Raw genomic sequence first — 19,512 nt, 5'->3', positions numbered from 1 at the left:
GGCGCGCGAGGCCGTCGGATTTATCGCTCCCCGTACGCGGCATGGACTCCTGTGGCTCCGGCGGCTAGTAAGTGAGCCCGGCTCCCGTACGAGGACGACGTGAAGGCGCGACGACAGACGGCGTGACGAGACGTGACGAGACGTGACGACGTACGGGAGTGGCACGGCGCCGTACGCAGACGTGACCGGAGGCCAGCCCATGCGCGTTGCCGCCACCCTCTACCTCACCGACGAGACGATCACCCCGGTCCGCCTGGCCCGGGAGCTGGAGCGGCGGGGCTTCGCGGCGCTCTACCTGCCCGAGCACTCGCACATCCCGGTGTCCCGCGAGACCCCCTATCCCGGCGGTGAACTCCCGCCCGAGTGCGCCCGCATGCTCAACCCCTTCGTCGCCCTCGCCCAGGCCGCGGCCGTCACCGACCGGCTCGGCCTCGGCACGAACATCACGCTGGTCGGGCAGCACGACCCCATCGACCTCGCCAAGCAGATCGCGACCCTCGACCACCTCTCCGGCGGCCGTTTCACCCTCGGCGTCGGCTATGGCTGGAACAAGGAGGAGGCCGCCGACCACGGCGTCGAGTGGCGCACGCGGCGCGCGCTCGTGCGGGACCGGATGGCGGTCATGCGCGCCCTGTGGTCCGAGGAACCGACGGCGTACGAGGGGGAGTTCGGGAGTGTTCGGGCCAGCGAGGTCCACCCGAAGCCGGTGCGTGCGCCGCGCCCGCGCAAGGGCGGGCCGCTGTACGGTCCCCGCACCCTCGTCGGCGGAGCCGCCGGGCCCAGGCTGTTCGCGCACATCGCGGAGTACGCCGACGGCTGGCTGCCCATCGGCGGCGGCGGCCTTCGCGAGGCGCTCCCCGCGCTCCGCGGCGCCTGGGCGGACGCGGGCCGCGACCCCGCCGGCCTGTATGTGGCGCTCTCCGCGGTCGAGCCGACCGAGGGGAAACTCGTCCACTACGAGGAGCTCGGCGTCGACGAGGTCATCGTGCAGCTCCCGGCGCTCGGGGAGGCGGAGGTCCTCAAGGCGCTCGACGGGTTCCAGCGATACGTGCCCCTCGCACCTGCCCCGACCAGCAGTCCGGCAACGGGCCCGGCAACCAGCAATGACCTGTAGCTGTTTCTGCGAGAGGTCGCTCGTATGCTCGGACGCATGACCAACAGCGCGCCGCAGGACCCAGGCCATCAGGAGCCGGCCCCCGAGCCGGCCCGACCCACCGCCAACGCCATGCGCCGCGCCCTCAAACGCGCCAGGGACGGCGTCGCGCTCGACACCGCGGAGGCGGCCGTGCTGCTCCAGGCGCGCGGCGACGACCTGAAGGACGTCGCCGCGTCCGCCGCGCGGGTGCGTGACGCGGGGCTCGCGGCGGTGGGGCGGCCGGGTGTCATCACGTACTCGAAGAAGGTCTTCATCCCGCTGACGCGGCTCTGTCGCGACAAGTGCCACTACTGCACCTTCGTGACCGTGCCCGGCAAGCTGCGGCGCGAGGGCCACGGGATGTTCCTCTCGCCCGACGAGGTCATCGACATCGCGCGGCGCGGCGCCGAAATGGGCTGCAAGGAAGCCCTGTTCACGCTCGGCGACCGGCCCGAGGACCGCTGGCCCGAGGCGCGCGAGTGGCTGGAGGCGGAGGGCTACGACGACACGCTCGCCTACGTCCGCGCGATGGCGATCCGCGTCCTGGAGGAGACGGGCCTGCTCCCGCACCTCAACCCGGGCGTCATGACCTGGACCGACCTGCAGCGGCTCAAGCCGGTGGCGCCGTCCATGGGCATGATGCTGGAGACGACGGCGACGCGGCTGTGGAGCGAGCCGGGCGGCCCGCACCACGGCTCGCCCGACAAGGAGCCCGCGGTCAGGCTGCGGGTCCTGGAGGACGCGGGCCGTTCGAACGTGCCCTTCACCACGGGCGTCCTGATCGGGATCGGCGAGACGTACGAGGAGCGGGCGGACGCGCTCTTCCGCCTGCGCTCGACGCAGCGTTCGTACCACGGCATCCAGGAAGTCATCGTGCAGAACTTCCGCGCCAAGCCGGACACGGCCATGCGCGGCATGCCGGACGCGGAGCTGGAGGAGCTCGCCGCGTGCATCGCGGTGGCCCGGCACATCCTGGGCCCGAGCGCCCGCATCCAGGCGCCGCCGAACCTGGTGGACGCGGAGTACGCGCTGCTCATCGGCGCGGGCATCGACGACTGGGGCGGGGTGTCGCCGCTGACGCCCGACCACGTGAACCCCGAGCGCCCCTGGCCGCACATCGACGAGCTGGCGCGGAAGACCGCGGAGGCGGGCTTCACGCTGCGCGAACGGCTCACGATCTACCCGGAGTTCATCGAGCGCGGCGAGCCCTGGCTCGACCCGCGTCTCCTGCCGCACGTGCGCGCGCTGGTCGACCCGGAGACGGGTCTGGCGAACGAGGACGCCCGGCCGAGCGGCCTGCCCTGGCAGGAGCCCGACGAGGGGTACGTCGCCTCGTCCGGCCGCACGGACCTGCACCGCACGATCGACACGACGGGCCGCACCTCGGACCGCCGCGACGACTTCGACGAGGTGTACGGCGACTGGGACGCCCTGCGCGAGCAGGCCGCGCCCGGCATGGTCCCCTCGCGCATCGACGGCGACGTACGGGCGGCCCTGAAGACGGCGGCCGACGATCCGACGCGCCTGACGGACGAGCAGGCGCTGGCCCTGCTGCACGCGGACGGGCCCGCGCTCGACGCGCTGTGCGGCATCGCGGACGACCTGCGCAAGTCCGTGGTCGGCGACGACGTCACGTACATCGTCACGCGCAACATCAACTTCACGAACGTCTGCTACACCGGCTGCCGCTTCTGCGCCTTCGCCCAGCGCAGGACGGACGCGGACGCGTACACGCTCTCCCTGGACCAGGTCGCCGACCGGGCCGCGCAGGCGTGGGAGGTGGGCGCCACCGAGGTGTGCATGCAGGGCGGCATCCACCCGGACCTGCCGGGCACCGCGTACTTCGACATCGCGCGGGCGGTGAAGGAGCGCGTGCCGGGCATGCACGTGCACGCCTTCTCGCCGATGGAGGTCGTGAACGGCGCGACGCGGACCGGTCTTTCGATACGGGACTGGCTCAGCGCCGCGAAGGAGGCGGGGCTTGACTCGATCCCCGGCACGGCCGCGGAGATCCTCGACGACGAGGTGCGCTGGGTCCTGACCAAGGGCAAGCTGCCGACGGCGACGTGGATCGAGGTGGTCAGCACGGCGCACGAGCTGGGCATCCGCTCGTCCTCCACGATGATGTACGGGCACGTGGACCAGCCCAGGCACTGGCTCGGGCACTTCCGCACGCTGGCCGCGATGCAGCGGGATGCGCTGGCCAAGGGGGTGGAGGGGTTCACGGAGTTCGTGACGTTGCCCTTCATCCACACGAACGCGCCGGTGTATCTGGCGGGCATCGCGCGCCCGGGACCGACCACCCGCGACAACCGCGCGGTGGTGGCGATGGCGCGGCTCCTGCTGCACCCGTACATCCCGAACATCCAGACGAGCTGGGTGAAGCTGGGCACGGAGGGGGCGGCGGAGATGCTGCGCTCGGGCGCGAACGACCTGGGCGGCACGCTGATGGAGGAGACCATCTCCCGGATGGCGGGCTCCAGTTACGGCTCGTACCGCTCCGTGAAGGATCTGATCGCGATCGCGGAGGAGGCGGGGCGTCCGGCGAAGCCGCGGACGACGCTGTACGGAGAGGTGCCGCTGGAGCGCCAGGAGGCGGCCGCCGCGTCGGACGGCCACCTCCCGGAGCTGCTTCCCGTCCTGGACTGACTCGGGGGACGTGTCAGCCCTTCGGGGGCGGGGTCAGGAGAGCTCGCCGCCGAAGCGGGCTCCCGCCTCCGGGGTGCCGAGCGAGGACGGGCTGAACGACGTGATGCCGGTCGTCGTCAGGCCCGTCTTCGCGCCGCGGAACAGCCAGGCGGCGCCGGAGTCCTTGGTCGTGCCGTCCTCCAGCGGGGCGCCCACGGTCAGGTCGGCGAGGCCGTCCTTGTTCACGTCGGAGAGCTTGACCTCGGTGCCGAAGTTGTCGCCGGACTCCGAGACGCCGGGGACGCCGGCCGTGGTCTGGTTGAAGGCCTGGGCGCCGGTGCCGGTCAGGCCGTTCGCACCGCCCTTGAGCAGGACGACGGCGCCCGTGTCCCCGGCGGAGTCGACGTCCTCGCCGGGCACGCCGACCGCGATGTCCGGGTAGCCGTCGCCGGTGACGTCACCCGCGGAGAGCGAGTAGCCGAACTGGTCGCCCCGATCGTTCAGGTCGGGGTCGCCCTGCTCGCCCACGCCGGGGACGCCTGCGGTGTCCTGGGTGATCTTCGCGGTGCGGCTGGAGAAGCCGGACGCGGAGCCGTAGACGACCCGGACGGCGCCCGCGTCGTACACCTGCATCTCGGACACCTCGTCGACCTCGCGGGCCACGAGGTCGCCGTAGCCGTCCTTGTCCACGTCGGCGATGACGCCGTTCGTCGTGAACTTCTTGACCGGCGTCGAGGTCTTGGAGAGGCCTTCCTTGCTGCCCTTCCACAGGCGCGAGGAGTACTGCATCTCCTCGAAGTCGTGGCTGGTGACGAGGTCGTCGGCGCCGTCACCGGTCACGTCGCCGACCATGAGCTCCTTGGGCCCGTCGTCTCCGTTCTCGACGGACGAGGTGGAGGCGGGCTTCCCGGCGCGGGTGAACGGGCCGTAGCGCACCTCGAGCGTGGACGAGGAGTTGGCGACGAGGTCGGTCTTGCCGTCGCCGTTGAAGTCGCCCGCCTTCAGGGTCTGGATGTACTCGCCCGGCAGCTCGGTGCCCTGGGTCAGGCCGCTCGCGGAGCCCCAGACCACCACGTCCTTGGGGCCGTTGTTCAGGATGAGGTCGGTGTATCCGTCCCCGTCCAGGTCGGCCGCCTCGGTGCTCCCGCCGAAGCCGCCGCCCTCCTCGGGGTCGCCGGGCACACCCGCGGTGGTGCGGTCGATCTGCTTGGCGTGCGCGGTGTCGGCGCCGGACGCCGAGCCGTAGACGATCGATACGTAGCCTGCGCCGGCGGTGCCGTTCACGGCGCCGCGGTACGCGGAGACGGCGAGGTCGGCGTATCCGTCATGGTTGAAGTCGGTCACGGGCTTGCCCGCCGCGTTGGGGGCCGCGGTTGCGGCACCCGCGGTGGCCACGACGGCGAACGGGGTCGCGAGCGCGGTCACCGCGACGGCGGCTATGAGTGAGCGACGCACTGGTCCTCCTGTGGGGAAACTTCTGTGACGTAAGGGAAGACAGGCGTCCGGCGGTAGTGGTTGTACACCGCAGGTTCTTGTTACCGGCCCCGGACATTTACCTTCAGGTGCCACGGATTTCGGCCGCACGGTTTCGGCCCGGCGGTCCGCGGCCGGTGAAAGACTGTGGGCAGGGCACGACTTGGGCGGTCAGTCGGGTACGCGGGGAGGGTGAGGCCTGTGGTGGCGTCGGGCGGGGCGGCACAGCCGTCCATGCAGGAGCTGATACGCCGCCGGAGGCGGGCGGGGTTCGTCGGGCGCCGGGGCGAACTCGACGCTTTCCGCGCGAACTTCGACGTGCCGCCCGGTGACGACCGGCACCGCTTCCTCTTCCACGTCCACGGGATCGGCGGCGTCGGCAAGACGTCCCTGGTCCGGGAGTGGGAGCAACTGGCGCGCGAGCGGGGCGCCTTGACCGCCTACCTGGACGAAGCGGTGGGCAGCGTGCCCGAGGCGATGGCGGCGATCAGCGCCCAGTTCGCCCTCCAGGGCCGCCGCTGCAAGGAGCTGAACCGGCTCCTGACGGCCCACCGCGAGCGCCGTCACGAAGCGGAGTCGGCATCGGTGGAGGCGATGCTCGACCCGGGGCAGGAGCCCGGCACGGGCGCGCCGCCCCCGCCCTCGGCGGGCAGCATGACGGCGGCCCGCGCGAGCCTGGTCGGCCTCGGTCTGCTGCCGGGTGTCGGAGCCTTCGCCGGAGCGGTGGACCCGGCTCGACTGGCCCAGGGCGCGGACCGGTTGCGCGCCGGGCTGAGCGCACGCCTCGGCAACCAGGACGACGTCCAGCTGGTCCTGTCCCCGGAGCGGGTCCTCACGCCGGTTCTCCTGGCCGAACTGGCCGATGCCGCGAAGGCCGCGCCGTGGGTCGTCCTGTTCTTCGACACGTACGAGAGGACAGCGCCGTTCCTGGACGGCTGGCTGCACGACGTGATGACGACCGACCGGCACGGTGCGTTCCCCGCGAACGTGGTCGTTGTGACGGCGGGCCACCACCCCTTCGACACGGCCCGCTGGGGCGGCTACGCGGACTTCGTGACGGACGTGCCACTGGGCCCCTTCACGGAGTTGGAGGCGCGGGGACTGCTCGCCGGGAAGGGGGTGGTGGCGGAGCCGGTGGTGGAGGAGGTGCTGCGGCTCTCCGGGGGCCTGCCCGTCCTCGTCTCCACCCTCGCCGAGGGCAGGCCCGCCGCCCCGGACGACGTGGGAGATCCCAGCGCCACCGCGGTGGAGCGCTTCCTGAAGTGGGAGCGGGACCCCGTGCGCCGCTCGGCGGCGCTGGCGTGCGCGCTGCCCAGGAGCTTCGACGCGGACGTGTTCCGTGCGGCGGTGGGCGGGATCTGCACGGACGGTGAGGTGCCCGGACTCTTCGGCTGGCTGCGGGGGCTGCCGTTCGTGAGCGACCGGGGCGATCGGGTGCGGTACCACGACGTGGTGCGGGCGCCGATGCTGCGGCTGCAGCGCAATCGCTCGCCACGGGGGTGGACGGAGGCGCACGCGCGGCTCGCGGAGACGTTCGCCGGGTGGCGGCGCGAGGCGGAGACGGTCCTTGAACCGGCGGAGCTGTGGAAGGACGAGCCGTGGCGGGAGCTGCGGCTCGCGGAGTCGTACCACCTGCTGTGCGCGGGGTCACGGGCGGCGTTGCCCGTGGTGCTGCGGGACGTCGTGAACGCCTGCGACAAGGGCGAGGTCATCGCCCGGCGCTGGGTGCAGGTCCTGCTGGACGCGGGAGCGGACGCCGGTGCCGCGGCGGCCGGCAAGTGGGGGCGGGACCTGCTGGACGCGCTGGCGGAAGGGTCGTGCATCGCCGCCCTGGGGCTGCTCGCCGACCGCGCCGGACTCGATGACCGCGGCCAGGCGGTGGCGCGGATGCTGCGGGGGCGCGACCATCGCAACAACGGGGCGTACGAGGAGGCGCTGGCCGAGTACGACCGGGCTCTCGCACTCGATCCGGAGCTGGCGCGGGCCTACTACGGCAAGGGCTCGACCCGCGCGAGGCAGGGCGACCTCGCCGCCGCGATCACCGAACTCGACCGGGCACTCGACCTCGCGCCGGACTACGTCCAAGCCCTCAGGATCCGAGGCGAGTTCCACCGGTCGCTCGGCCACTTCGGTGAGGCCCTCAGGGACCTGGGACGGGCGATCGAGCTCCAGCCGACGGACGCGTTCCCCTGGGCGTCCCGGGGTGCCACCTGGCACAGCGCCGGAGAGCACGACGAAGCCCTCGCCGACCTGAACCGGGCGTTGGAGCTCGACCCCGAATACGTATGGGCGTTGGTCCGGCGAGCGCGGCTGCGGCGTGACCGCGACGAGCACGCGCAGCAGATGGCCGACCTGGACCGGGCGGTCCAACTGGCCCCGGAATCGGCGACGGTGGCGTGCGCGCGGGGTGACGCGCTGCGGATCGCGGGCGACTACGCGAAGGCCCTCGCGGAGTACGACCGGGCCCTTGGGCTCAACGACGCCTATGCGTCCGCGTATGCGAGCCGCGGTGTGACGCATGGCCGCCTGAACCGCCATGACCGGGCGCTGGCGGACCTCGACCGTGCCGTGGAGCTGTCCCCCGGCTACGCCTGGGCGCTGGCCCAGCGCAGCGTGGTTCACACCGCCCTGGGAGCCCACGAGGAAGCGTTCGCCGACGCGGACCGTGCCCACACCCTGTCGCCCGACTCGGGCTGGTTCCTGACCTGCCGGGGGAACGCGCTGCGCTCCCTGGGGCGCCTCGACGAGGCGCGCGCCGACCTGGACCGTGAGATCGGGCGCAATCCGGGCAGCGCGTGGGTGCTCGTCCACCGCAGTGCCGTCCTGCGCGAACTCGGCCTCTACCGCGAGGCCTTGGCCGATCTCGACGGCGCGCTCCTGATCGATGCCGGGAACGGCGGGGCCCTGCGTCAGCGGGCGGCCACCTTGATGGTCACCGGAAGGGCCGAACAGGCCCTGGCCGATCTCGCCCGCTGCGCCGAGACCGGGTCCGCTTCGGCATGGGCCCACCGCAGGGCCGCCGAGATCCACCATTGGTCCGGCCGGAACCGTGAGGCGATGGCCGAACTGTGCGCGGTGGACGCGGCCGGGCACGAGGATCCGAATTTCCTGGAGGAAGTGGGCAAGGCGCACCGGAGGGCGGGGAGATGGGCCCACGCCCGCGACGCGGCCCGCAGGCTCCGCGCGCGGGACGAGGTGCTGGGCACGTGCGACCTCGCCCTGGCGATGAGCGGTTCCGACGGAGTGACCGCTGCCGGTCCGCTGTGGCGGGAGGCCGCCCGGCTGGTGGCCCGTGCGGATCTGCATCCCGCGGATCGCGACTTCGCGGCCGCGCTGACCGCCGCGGGTCTCGAGGACTGGACCGCGCTCGACCACGGGCTCGCACGCGTCCTTGCCGTACCGCGCGAGTGGGACGACCTGGCCGAGCTGGCCGACCTGCTCGCCGAACTCCTGCGCGCCCCCGGAGCCGACCGGCACCGCCTGGCCCCGCGCCTGTCCAGGGTCGTCGCGGCGCGGGACGCCTTTCAGGCGCTATACGCGGAGTCCGGCCCTGTCGCGTAGGTGAGGAAGCCGGACCACGGGCGGCCGGGTCGGCCCACCCCCGTGTGGCCGTGGCATGGACGTTTCGCGGCCCTCCGGAGGCCGATGAAGAGGCCCCGTGAAGACCGGTCAAAAGTGATCTCAGGGGTGACTCTTCAGATATCCCTTCGCCTCCGAACCGACCGTTCCCGGTCGATTACAGTGCTGCGCAGAAGTGCAGGCGGAGAGCAGGGAAGGAGGTGCCGTGAGCACCGCAGCAGCCACCGGAGTCTGGGGCCGCGCCGAGCAGCAGGATTTCCGCAGCCGGGTCCGCGGCACGCTGCTCGGGGCCGCCGTCGGCGACGCGCTCGGCGCCCCCGTCGACTCGCTGAGCCTCGACGGGATACGGGAGGCCCACGGTGCGGAAGGGCTGACCGAGCCCGCCCCCGCTCACGGCAGGCGCGGCGCCGTCACCGCCGCCACACAGCTCACCCTCTTCACCGTCGACGGACTCATACGCGCCCAGGTCCGGCGCGACACCGGCGCCTGGCACCCGCCCACCGATCTGCACCGCGCCTACCGCCGCTGGGCGGCCACCCAGAGCGACTGGGGGCCCGACGAGCGGCGCAAGGAAGACGGCTGGCTGGCCCGTGAGGAGTGGCTCTACTCGCGCCGCTCGCCTGCCCGCGCCTGCCTGACCGGGCTCGGGGACGAGAACATGGGGACGCTCGAAGCCCCCAAGAACCCCGAGGAAAAGGGCGCCGAGGCCGTCACGCGGTCCGCGCCCTTCGGTCTCCTGGTCGGCTGGGAGCCGCAGCTGGTGCTCCAGCTCGCCGTGGAGTGCGCCGTGCAGACGCACGGACATCCCACCGCCTACCTGGCGGCCGGCGCGCACACCATCCTCGTACACGGTCTCGCCCGCGGAGAGTCCCTGGACGGCGCCATCCAGCGGGCCCTCGCGCTCCTTGCCGCCCGGCCCGGCCACCAGCCCGTCACCGACGCGCTGAAGCACGCGCTGGGTGCCGTGCGGCAGGGGATGCCCACGCCCTCCCGGGTGGAGGAGCTGATGGGGGACGGCGGCGCGGAGGGCGCGCTCGCCGCCGCCGTCTACTGCGCCCTCGTGGGCGAGGACATCCGCCACGGACTGCGCCTTGCCGTCAACCACGGGGGCGCGTCCGCCGCCGCGGGAGGCATCTGCGGGGCACTGCTTGGCGCGCTGCACGGGGAGACCGCGCTGCCCCCGGGCTGGCTCACCGAGCTGGAGGGGCGCGCGACGATGCTTGAGCTGGCCGACGACTTCGCGATGGAGATGACGCAGGGGCCCGCGCTGCACGGGCCCGCCGTTTCCTCGCCGGGGTGGCTGGCGCGGTATCCGCGGGCGTGAGGACCTGACGCCGGAGAACGCCGGACGGGCTGCGAACAGCCTGTCCGGCGTTTGAGGGCGAACTCGGCGAAGCCGGTGGTCCACGGCAGGAAGCCGGTGGTCTACGGCAGCCGGCCCTGCGGGGTGACCACCCCGTCCGCCTCTCCCGGCCGGGGCGGAACAACCGCGGCGCCTGCGGAGCCGTCGTCGTCCGTGTTGATCTTCTCGATGATCGCGTCCCGCTCCGGAGTGTCCTCCGGCTTCAGGTGGCCGACCAGGATGTAGAGGATCAGCGAGACCGCCAGCGGGATCGAGACCTGGTACTCCAGCGGCACCCCGCCCTCGACGCTCCAGTTGATCGGGTAGTTGACCAGCCAGAAGGCGAGCAGACCCATCGACCAGCTGGTCAGCGCCGCGGTCGGCCCCGACTTGCGGAACGTGCGCAGCAGACCCAGCATCATCGGGATCGCGATCGGACCCATGAGGCCCGCCACCCACTTGATGACGACCGTGATGATGTCCTTGAACGCGGGGGAGTTGACCTGCGTCGCCACCGCCATCGACAGGCCCAGGAAGACCACCGTCGTCAGACGGGCCGCGATGAGGCCCTTGCGGTCGTTCCAGCTCCTGGCCGCCTTGGACACCACCGGCGCCACGTCCCGCGTGAAGACCGCCGCGATCGCGTTCGCGTCGGACGAGCACATGGCCATCGTGTGCGAGAAGAAGCCGACGATGACCAGACCCAACAGGCCGTGCGGCAGCAGCTGTTCGGTCATCAGGGCGTACGAGTCCGAGCCGTCGGGCTTCTTCGCGTCCACCAGGAGCGGGGACATCCACATCGGGAAGAAGAGGACGACCGGCCACACCAGCCACAGGATCGCCGAGAGCCGGGCCGAGCGCGCGGCCTCGCGGGGGGTCGCCGTGGCCATGTAGCGCTGGGCCTGGTTGAGCATGCCGCCGTTGTACTCGAAGAGCTTGATGAACAGGAACGCCAGCAGGAAGACCGTCCCGTACGGCCCGACCAACGGCTGGCCGTGGCCCGCGAGTTCGGGCTCGTCCCAGACCCCGAAGAATTCGCCGTGGTCGCCGAGCTTGGACACCACGGCCACGAACATCGCGACACCGGCCAGGAGCTGGATGATGAACTGGCCCAGCTCGGTGAGCGCGTCGGCCCACAGGCCGCCGATCGTGCAGTAGATGGCCGTGATCACACCGGTGATCAGGATGCCCTGGTTGATCGAGATGCCGGTGAAGACGGAGAGCAGCGTGGAGATGGCGGCCCACTTGGCGGCCACGTCCACGATCTTCAGGAGCATGCCGGACCAGGCGAGCGCCTGCTGGGTCTTCAGGTTGTAGCGGTTCTTGAGGTACTCCAGCGGCGAGGCCACGTGCAGCCGTGAGCGCAGCCGGTTGATGCGGGGTGCGAAGAGCTTCGAGCCGATGGCGATGCCGAGCGCGATCGGGAACGACCAGGTGATGAAGGACGTGACGCCGTAGGTGTACGCGATGCCCGCGTACCCGGTGAACATCACCGCGCTGTAGCCGGACATGTGGTGGGAGATGCCGGACAGCCACCAGGGCATCTTGCCGCCCGCGGTGAAGAAGTCGCTCACGTTGTCCACGCGCTTGTGGGACCAGACGCCGATCGCGACCATGATGCCGAAGTAGCCGATGAGCACGGCCCAGTCGAGACTGTTCATGTGCCCCCTCCAGGGGTCCGCCTTGTGAACTGCGCTGAAATGCCGTGCACTTCGCCAGTTTCGTGTCATACGGGACGTGGGCGGCCTTGAAGTGCCCGCTCATGGTGGGTTCGGGCGGACGCCGCGGACAACCGCCCGTAAGGTCAAGAGCGAGTAAAATCGTTCTGTTTGCTGACCTTCGTTCACATCCTTGATTCTGGATGACCTTCTGAAGGGACTCTGAAGAGGTTCTGAAGGGGGTCTGAAAACACGCGAAAACGGCTGTACGGGACCCGAGTCCCGTACAGCCGTGGCCTGTTCCGCGCGGCGGTCGACGCCTACCGCATCAGCTCGCCCGCGTTCACCAGAAGCGACTGCCCCGTGATCGCCCGCGCCCGGTCCGACGCGAGGAAGACCGCCGCGTCCGCCACGTCCCCGTCCGTGGCGAGGTCCGGCAGCGCCATCCGCTCCGCCAGGCGCCCCCGCACCTCCTCCTCCGGCACTCCCTCGGTGTGCGCGGTGAACTGGACATACGCCTCGACCGGCGGGCCCCACATCCAGCCGGGCAGCACCGTGTTGACCCGGATGCGGTCAGGTCCCACCTCGTGCGCCAGCGAGTACATCGCCGACGTCAACGCGCCCTTCGAGGCCGCGTACGCCGCCTGCCGCACCTGCGAGGGCGCCGCGACGGCCGACTGCGTGCCGATGAACACCACCGAGCCGCCGCGCTCCTTGAGCGCGGGCAGGCAGGCCCGCGTCATCCGCAGCGTGCCGAGCAGATTGACGTCGATGACCTGCTGCCAGGTGTCGAAGTCGGCGTCCCGCACGCCCCCGAAGTAGCTGTCCCAGGCGGCCACGTGGACGACCGCGTCGATCCCGCCGAAGCGCTCGCGCGCCAGGTCGGCCAGGGCCTCGCACTGGGCCTCGTCGGTGATGTCGGTCGCGCGGTACGCCGTCCGCGTGCCCTCGGGATCGATCTCCGCCGCCGACTTGGCGAGGTTCGCCTCCGTGCGCGCCCCGAGGACGGCCCGGCCCCCGTCGCGCACGACGGCGGCCGCCACCTGGTGACCGAGACCGGCACCGACACCCGAGACGACGACGGTCTTTCCTTCGAGGAGCGAGCGCATGGGGCGCCTCCCGGCTCTGGCAGTTTTGCTGACGGGGCGTCAGAGTATGGGCGTCCACCGGAGGAAGGAAGAGGGGAAAGGGGAGAGGCATGAGCGACGACACCCGCGAGAACACGCGCGAGACCCGGGAGAACACGCGTGAGAACACCCGCAGCGAGGTGTACGGGGAGCTGGCCGGCGTCGGGCCCTACGGCGTGCACCCGGGCCACGCCCTGATCACCATGGTCGAGCCGCACCCGGGCCACGAGTACGCGTACAACCGCTGGTACGAGGACGACCACTACTACGCGGGCGCGATGGCCATGCCCTGGATGTACGCGGGCCGCCGCTGGGTCGCACCCCGCGAGCTCCAACTCCTGCGCGTCCCGAAGGAGTCCGCCGTCGCCCAGCCGGTGACCGCGGGCTGCTACCTCTCCACGTACTGGGTCACCGAGGGCCGCTACGACGAGCACATGAAGTGGACCGTCGGCATCAACAAGCGCCTCAATCGCGACGGTCGCGTCTACCAGGACCGCACGCACGTCTTCACGGCCTTCCAGGACCACGAGGCCACCGTCTACCGCGACGGGGCGGCCGGGCCCCGCGACTTCCACGCGCTGGACCACCCCTACCAGGGCCTCGTCCTGGAGGTCGTCGACGCCGAGTCGGGCGAGCGGCGGGAGGAGCTGCTCGAATGGCTGCGGGCCAAGCAGCTGCCACGCGCCCTGGCCGGGTCACCGGCCGCGATGGTGACGATCTTCCGGCCGACGCCGCTGCCGGGGGACCGCATGACGTACGTGAAGCAGGTCGAGGGGGTCGACACGCGGCTGACGCTGCTCTGGTTCCTGCAGGCCGATCCGCGGGAGTGCTGGCAGGAGCACTTCGCCGGGCGGGCGGATGCGGTTGCGGAGTCGGGCCTCGGGCGGGTGGAGCTGGTGGCGCCGTTCATTCCCACGGTGCCGGGGACGGACCTGTACGTCGATCAACTGCGGTAGCCGATCAGTTCACTTCACTGGTCCGTCCGCTGGCTCGGCGGCGCACGGTCCGCGCGTAGACCGCGCGTAGACCGCGCGTAGGGCCGAGCCCCCTCGGCCGGGACGGCGGGCCAGTCGAGAGGGCTCAATCGGTTCTGCTTATGCGGTTGTTGATCTCTCGCTGATCCTGTGGTGCTGATGCGCGACGTGGTGCCTATCAGCCGAGGTGTGACGTCTCCCGGCCGACCTCGGAGACGAACGCGCGCCACGAGTCGGAGGGAAAGGCGAGGACGGGGCCCTCGGTGACCTTTGAGTCCCTGACCGAAATGGCCGTTGAAATCGGTGACTTGACCTCGACGCATGCGCCGTTTCCCGTGGAATACGAGGACTTGACCCACGTATTCGTAGCGCCCTGATGAATTGCCATGGTTACTCCGGTTTGCCCAGTTGTTGAGTTGCGGTCACCGCCAAGAGCGGCTGCGCCAACAGGTGTTGCTTGATGGCGTGAATGACGCTACTCGCCAACATCGCCGAGTGAAGGGAGCGTTCACTCAACCGGATGGCATATTCCAGTGGGGTCTTCCGCCCCGCCGAGGGCAAGGTGTACCGTGCGGCGCGCTCGCGTGCGGGGCGGTCATATACGCGCTGGGCGATCTAGCGTGCGTACTCTTTCGCGATGTCTGCGATGAGTTGGCGTGATTGGTCCACGTTCAGGGCCTGTGCCCGCAGATGTTCGTACATCACGCTGTACTGCTGGACGTCGTTCGCTTTCTCCAGATAGAGATCGCTCGTCACGCCCTCGATGTAGACCACGCTGGAATCCGCGGCGTCCGGGAATTCGAGAATGGCGTACTGGCCGTTGAGGCCGGGGTGCGCGCCCATCTCGAAGGGAATCACCTGGACGGTCACGTGCGGCAGTTGGGACTGCTCCACGAGATGTTCGAGCTGGTCGCGCATGAGATGCCGGGAGCCGACCACGCGGCGCAGCGCGGACTCGTCCAGGACGGTCCACAGACGCAGTGGATTCTCCGGCGCGCTGATGCGCTCCTGGCGGCGGACACGGACCTGGACGCGCTTCTCGATGTCCGTCGGCGTGGTCTCCGGCAGCGCGCCGGTGATGAGCGCCTCCGCGTACGGACGGGTCTGGAGCAGGCCGGGGACGACCTGCGGGTCGTACACGCGCAAGGAGGCCGCGTCCGTCTCCAGACCGATGTAGACGCTGTACGGGATGTCCCCGAAGGAGTGCCACCAGCCCTGCTGGCGGGAGTCCTTGGCCATTTGCATGAGCGAGTCGACGATGCGGTGGTCCTCCACCTCGTAGACCCCGCAGAGATCGCGTACATCGCGCTGACTGATCGAACGGCGGCCGTTCTCGAGGCGGCTGATCTTCGACTGCGAGACCAGCAGGCGCTCGGCGACCTCCTCGGCCGTCATGCCCTTGAGCTCGCGGAGCCTGCGGAGCTCCTGGCCCAACCGGCGTCGCCTGACGGTGGGATTGACACTGGACGCCACGGACGTGCACCTCCGACTACATGCCTCTACTTTGCGTATCTGCTGTTCAGCAGAGTGCCACCAACGCGTCGCGCACCGCTGGGAAACAGCCGATGTGCGGTGCGAACCGCAATGCGACGCGAAGACGGACATGAGGACTGGTGGTGAGGGGTGCGGCCCGGCTGCGCGGCGCCACGACATGCGGCCGCGCGGGGCGGAGGTACCGGTGTCGTCGTCCGGACGCTCCGGTGCCAGTGCCCCGCGCGGCCCAGCGGCTCCCGTACCGGGTCTGGGGGACTGCGGTGCGGCGTTGCTGTTGCCGATACTGCGGTGCTGCGGTGAGTCTTTACTGCGGTGCGTCGATCGATGCCGACCGGCTAGTGGGCCACGGCACGTGCCATGGACCCGCGGCGCGGCTGCATCGGAACCCCGCCGGGTTCCGGCGCGGTCCTGGCCGGCTGTCGGCCACCGCCGTGTCCACCTGGTCCGCCCGGCCCGCCCGGTCCCGCTGGGGCCGGGCTGCGGCGTGGCTGAGCGGCCACACCGTTCTGGACGTCCATCACGGCGTGCGCCACGAGGCCGCCCATCGGGTCGTGCCTGATCAGGTCCCGGAGACGGGAGCGCGATGAACGCCCCTCGTTGCCGGGGTAGAGGTGCTTGCCGAGTCCCACTGCGTGAGCGAGCGCGGCGAGCGCCGCGGTCCGCGGGTCCGGCGGTACGCCGGTGCGGATCGCACTGTCCAGCCGGGACCTGATGTCCCGGCTGATTGCCGTGTCCGTCGCTTGGTAGCGAGTCGTCGGCAGCACTCCGCACATCTGGCCCGAAACGGCATGCACCATGCCGCACCGCTCCAGGTGCGCGAGGTAAATCTGGCGCAGCCCCAGTCGGGGCCCGCCAATCCAGTGGACTGCCCGAACCGGGCTGCCGCGCCTGCGCAGCAGTTCCAGTGCGGAGTCCAGAGTCGGATCTCCGGTCGGCCGTGGCATCACCACGGCGATACGATCCCCGTCTGGGGCTATCCGTCCGGCCAGCGCCAGCTCCACTAGCTGTGCTCCGGCCAGACCGAGGTCGAGCGACTGCGGCTGCGCTGTGGTACCCGTGGCCGGGTCCAAAGCGAGCAGCAGAAGCTCCTCCGGAATTGTTCTGCGGCTCCTGCCCATCCATGCCTCCCCGCGTGGATGAATGACAGGGTGACCCCTCTCACATTGGTCTGTCGAGAGTGCGTGACCGGTAAGTACGGGAACCAGTAGGTATGTCGTTCTCGTCTACCACGGGGGTTAAGCCCCCACACAGGACACTGGTACATGGTTCGGACAGCGGGTCCGGCCATGTTTTGGCGCAACGGCAACGCGAGCGGCATGGCGTACGAGGAGGCATCGGTGGCGGGCGAGACCCCCGACAGGTCGAAGCAGCGGAAGTCGTCGGGGAAACCGACTGGGGCAGAACCGTCCGTGCCGGCACCGGAGGAACGCGACCCGCGTCTGGCGGTGGCCCGCGAGGTCCCCGCGGCGCGGGAGGAGTCCCCGGCGAAGGAATCCCCGGCGAGCGAGGAGCAGCGCCAGGACCGGGCGACGACGGTCTTCTCGACGAAGGCGGTCGCGGAAGCGGCGGCGTCCGGGACCGCGGGTTCCGGGGACTCCAAGGGCTCCGCGGAGTCCGAGGGCTCTGAGGGCTCCGCTGAGGGCTCCGCGAGCGCCGAGGGCGAGCCCAAGGGCGCGGAGAAGGGCGACGCGCGGCTGCGGGCCGCAGTGGCGGCGTGGGTGGCCTCGGCGGACGAGGAGGCCCCCGAGGCCGCGGATGCCGGGAAGCCCGCGGAGAAGGCGGCTGCGACCGGCGAGGAGAGCTCCTCGGAGGAGGGCTCCTCCGGCGCCGGTGCGGCCTCCGACGCTTCGGCTGCGTCCGGCGACTCCGATGAGGCCGGTGACGCTGGCGACCCCAAGTCCGAGGCGACCGCCTCGGGCGTGGCTGCGGCTGCGGCCGGCGCGCGGAAGGATTCCCCCGACGCCGAGGCCCCGGCTGATGGCAAGGCCGAGACCGATCCCTCCGAGGAGGACGTGGCTGGCGCAGGGGAGAGCGGGTCCGACGCTTCGGCTGCGTCCGGCGACTCCAGCGACTCCAGCGACTCCGGCGACTCCGATGAGGCCGGTGACGCTGACGACCCCAAGTCCGAGGCGACCGCCTCTGGCGTGGCTGCGGCTGCGGCTGCGGCGCAGGGCGCCGACGGCGACGAGAAGGATTCCCCCGACGCCGAGCCGGGTGCCGCCGCCGACGCCTCGGAAGGTTCGTCGGACGACGCCGACGAGACGCGTGAAGCCGACGCGGCCGACAGCGACGCCGACGCCGACGAGAAGGCCGGGAGCAAGGCCGAGGGCGAGCCCAAGGCCAAGGCCAAGGCCCCGGAACACCCCTCCGGCGGAGTCGACCAGGCCACCGCCGTCTTCAAGGCGTTGCCCCCGAAGGCGGTCGACCAGCCGACCACCATGCTCAAGATCGGCGACCACAAGCCGGGGGCCAAGAAGCCCGAGGACAAGCCCGCCGCAAAGCCGGAAGCAAAGCCGGAAGCAAAGCCCTCCGCCAAGCCGGAAGGTGCCGCCGAGCGCACCAGCAAGTTCGTCGCGCTCAAGCCCCTGGACAACGCACCGTCCAGCGGCGCGCTGCCCCCGGCCAAGGCGGCGGCCCCCGCGGCCGGAGCGACCGCGGCCGGAGCGACCGCGCCCGAGAAGGAGAAGGCCGCCGAGCCCGGCAGCGTGGGCCCCGAGCGCACCACCCAGCAGCCGCTCCCCCCGCGGCCCGCGCTCGACCTGCTCGCCGAGCTGACCAACACCCCGCCGCCGCCGGAGACCCCGGTCCGCACCGCCGTGCGGAGGGTCAAGATCTGGACGCCGCTGGTGCTGCTCATGGTGGTCGTCTTTGCGGTCGTACAGGCTGTGCGCCCGCTGCCGACGCCCACCCTCACGCTCACCGCGAAGGAGACGGTCACCTTCGAGGGAGGCAAGCCGTCCATGCCGTGGCCCAGCAAGGGCCAGGCGGCGATGGACGTGAACGGCATCGGGACGTTCGGCACGTCCGGCGACCAGAAGCCCGTGCCGATCGCGAGCATCGCCAAGGTCATGACGGTCTACCTCGTCCTGCGTGACCACCCCCTGAAGCCGGGCAACAACGGCCCGGACATCCCGGTCGACGCCGCCGCGGAGAAGCACTACGAGACCGGCAAGGCGGGCAACGAGTCGGTCGTCAAGGTCTCCGAGGGCCAGAAGATCAAGCAGTACGAGGCGCTGCAGGCGGTCATGCTGCCGTCCGCGAACAACATCGCCAAGCTGCTCGCCCGCTGGGACACCAAGAGCGATTCCGAGGACGAGTTCGTCGCGAAGATGAACAAGACCGCCAAGGAACTCGGCATGAAGAACACCCACTACACGGACCCCAGCGGCCTGGACAAGACGACCGTCTCGACCGCCGAGGACCTCGTGAAGCTGGGCCGGGCCGCGATGGAGGACCCGGTCTTCAACGAGATCTCGCGCCAGCCCAGCTACAAGGACCTCAACGGCGACAAGCAGAACAACTTCTTCGGGCTCGTCCCGACGGTCGCCATCGGCATCAAGACCGGCACCACCACCGCGGCGGGCGGCAACATCCTCTTCGCCGCGGAGAAGAAGGTCGGCGGCGAGACCCGCACGATCATCGGCGCCGCCCTCGGCCAGTACGGGCAGGACGGCGTGGCCAACATCGACCAGGTCACCGGGGTCACCCGCAAGCTGATCGAGGCCGGTCAGGGCGCGCTCACCGCCAAGACGATCGTGAAGAAGGGCGATGTCGTCGGCGAGGTCGACGACGGCCTGGGCGGCACGACCCCGGTCGTCGCCACCAAGGACGTCTCCGCCGCGGGCTGGTCGGGCCTGACCGTGAAGCTGAAGCTCGGCGAGGACGGCGGCGAAACCATCCCGCACTCGGCGAAGGCCGGTACCAAGGTCGGGGTCCTGAGCGTCGGCGACGGCAAGGACGGCGCCGTCGAGGTGCCCGTCGCGCTCCAGAAGGACCTCGCGGAGCCGGGCTTCGGAGCCAAGCTCCAGCGCGTCGGCTGAGGCATACGCGGCAGGCGTACGCACCAGGCATACGCACCGGGTGCGGGCGGTGGCACAAGCCG

At 71.1% G+C, this 19,512-nt stretch carries 12 protein-coding genes; 6 read left to right on the top strand and 6 right to left on the bottom strand.

Annotated features, from left to right (window positions below):
• Positions 1-199 precede the first annotated feature (199 nt).
• Both ACIGXX_RS33210 and ACIGXX_RS33205 read left to right on the top strand, forming a co-directional pair.
• Positions 200-1,114 carry an LLM class F420-dependent oxidoreductase gene (locus tag ACIGXX_RS33210; protein WP_399981228.1) on the top strand — a complete coding sequence of 305 codons (915 nt, stop codon included), beginning with the start codon at positions 200-202 and terminating at the stop codon, positions 1,112-1,114.
• Between the two features lie 36 nt (positions 1,115-1,150).
• A complete protein-coding gene (locus ACIGXX_RS33205; RefSeq protein WP_361466217.1) occupies positions 1,151-3,784 on the top strand; it encodes a bifunctional FO biosynthesis protein CofGH in 2,634 nt (877 codons plus the stop codon).
• Positions 3,785-3,817: 33 nt separating this feature from the next.
• Here the strand turns inward: ACIGXX_RS33205 and ACIGXX_RS33200 are convergent, their stop codons facing one another.
• Complete coding sequence (locus ACIGXX_RS33200; RefSeq protein WP_351162770.1) at positions 3,818-5,218, bottom strand: FG-GAP-like repeat-containing protein; 1,401 nt, start codon at positions 5,216-5,218, stop codon at positions 3,818-3,820.
• 252 nt (positions 5,219-5,470) lie between these two features.
• Here ACIGXX_RS33200 and ACIGXX_RS33195 point away from each other — a divergent pair, with 252 nt between their 5' ends.
• Together ACIGXX_RS33195 and ACIGXX_RS33190 are read left to right on the top strand one after the other, a co-directional pair.
• A complete protein-coding gene (locus ACIGXX_RS33195; RefSeq protein WP_399981223.1) occupies positions 5,471-8,797 on the top strand; it encodes a tetratricopeptide repeat protein in 3,327 nt (1,108 codons plus the stop codon).
• Positions 8,798-9,020: 223 nt separating this feature from the next.
• Positions 9,021-10,139, top strand: coding sequence for an ADP-ribosylglycohydrolase family protein (locus ACIGXX_RS33190; RefSeq protein ID WP_351162774.1), 1,119 nt, complete (start codon positions 9,021-9,023; stop codon positions 10,137-10,139).
• Positions 10,140-10,240: 101 nt separating this feature from the next.
• Here ACIGXX_RS33190 and ACIGXX_RS33185 read toward each other — a convergent pair whose 3' ends face one another.
• On the bottom strand, positions 10,241-11,818 hold the full coding sequence (locus ACIGXX_RS33185) for a sodium:solute symporter family protein (protein ID WP_399981218.1): 1,578 nt from the start codon (positions 11,816-11,818) through the stop codon (positions 10,241-10,243).
• Between the two features lie 317 nt (positions 11,819-12,135).
• Positions 12,136-12,924 (bottom strand): SDR family oxidoreductase, encoded by a 789-nt coding sequence (locus ACIGXX_RS33180; RefSeq protein WP_351162778.1) that lies wholly within the window; start codon positions 12,922-12,924, stop codon positions 12,136-12,138.
• An 89-nt stretch (positions 12,925-13,013) separates the two neighbouring features.
• On the opposite strand from ACIGXX_RS33180, the gene ACIGXX_RS33175 reads away from it, so the two are divergent.
• Complete coding sequence (locus ACIGXX_RS33175) at positions 13,014-13,898, top strand: hypothetical protein (protein ID WP_399981215.1); 885 nt, start codon at positions 13,014-13,016, stop codon at positions 13,896-13,898.
• A gap of 196 nt (positions 13,899-14,094) precedes the next feature.
• Here the strand turns inward: ACIGXX_RS33175 and ACIGXX_RS33170 are convergent, their stop codons facing one another.
• The 3 genes from ACIGXX_RS33170 to ACIGXX_RS33160 form a co-directional block, all read right to left on the bottom strand.
• Positions 14,095-14,304 carry a DUF397 domain-containing protein gene (locus ACIGXX_RS33170; protein ID WP_351162781.1) on the bottom strand — a complete coding sequence of 70 codons (210 nt, stop codon included), beginning with the start codon at positions 14,302-14,304 and terminating at the stop codon, positions 14,095-14,097.
• A 227-nt stretch (positions 14,305-14,531) separates the two neighbouring features.
• Positions 14,532-15,389 (bottom strand): helix-turn-helix transcriptional regulator, encoded by an 858-nt coding sequence (locus ACIGXX_RS33165; protein WP_249589348.1) that lies wholly within the window; start codon positions 15,387-15,389, stop codon positions 14,532-14,534.
• Between the two features lie 356 nt (positions 15,390-15,745).
• Positions 15,746-16,528: a GPP34 family phosphoprotein gene (locus tag ACIGXX_RS33160; protein WP_351162783.1), complete on the bottom strand. Its 783-nt coding sequence runs from the start codon at positions 16,526-16,528 to the stop codon at positions 15,746-15,748.
• Positions 16,529-16,672: 144 nt separating this feature from the next.
• Between ACIGXX_RS33160 and ACIGXX_RS33155 the strand changes: the two genes are divergently transcribed.
• Complete coding sequence (locus tag ACIGXX_RS33155; RefSeq protein WP_399981210.1) at positions 16,673-19,450, top strand: D-alanyl-D-alanine carboxypeptidase; 2,778 nt, start codon at positions 16,673-16,675, stop codon at positions 19,448-19,450.
• Positions 19,451-19,512: the final 62 nt, after the last annotated feature.

It is taken from the genome of Streptomyces sp. NPDC055243 (genome assembly GCF_044544025.1).
Lineage (GTDB): Bacteria > Actinomycetota > Actinomycetes > Streptomycetales > Streptomycetaceae > Streptomyces.
Note: the sequence above shows the minus strand (reverse complement) of the source record. Positions and strands in the feature narration are given on the sequence as shown.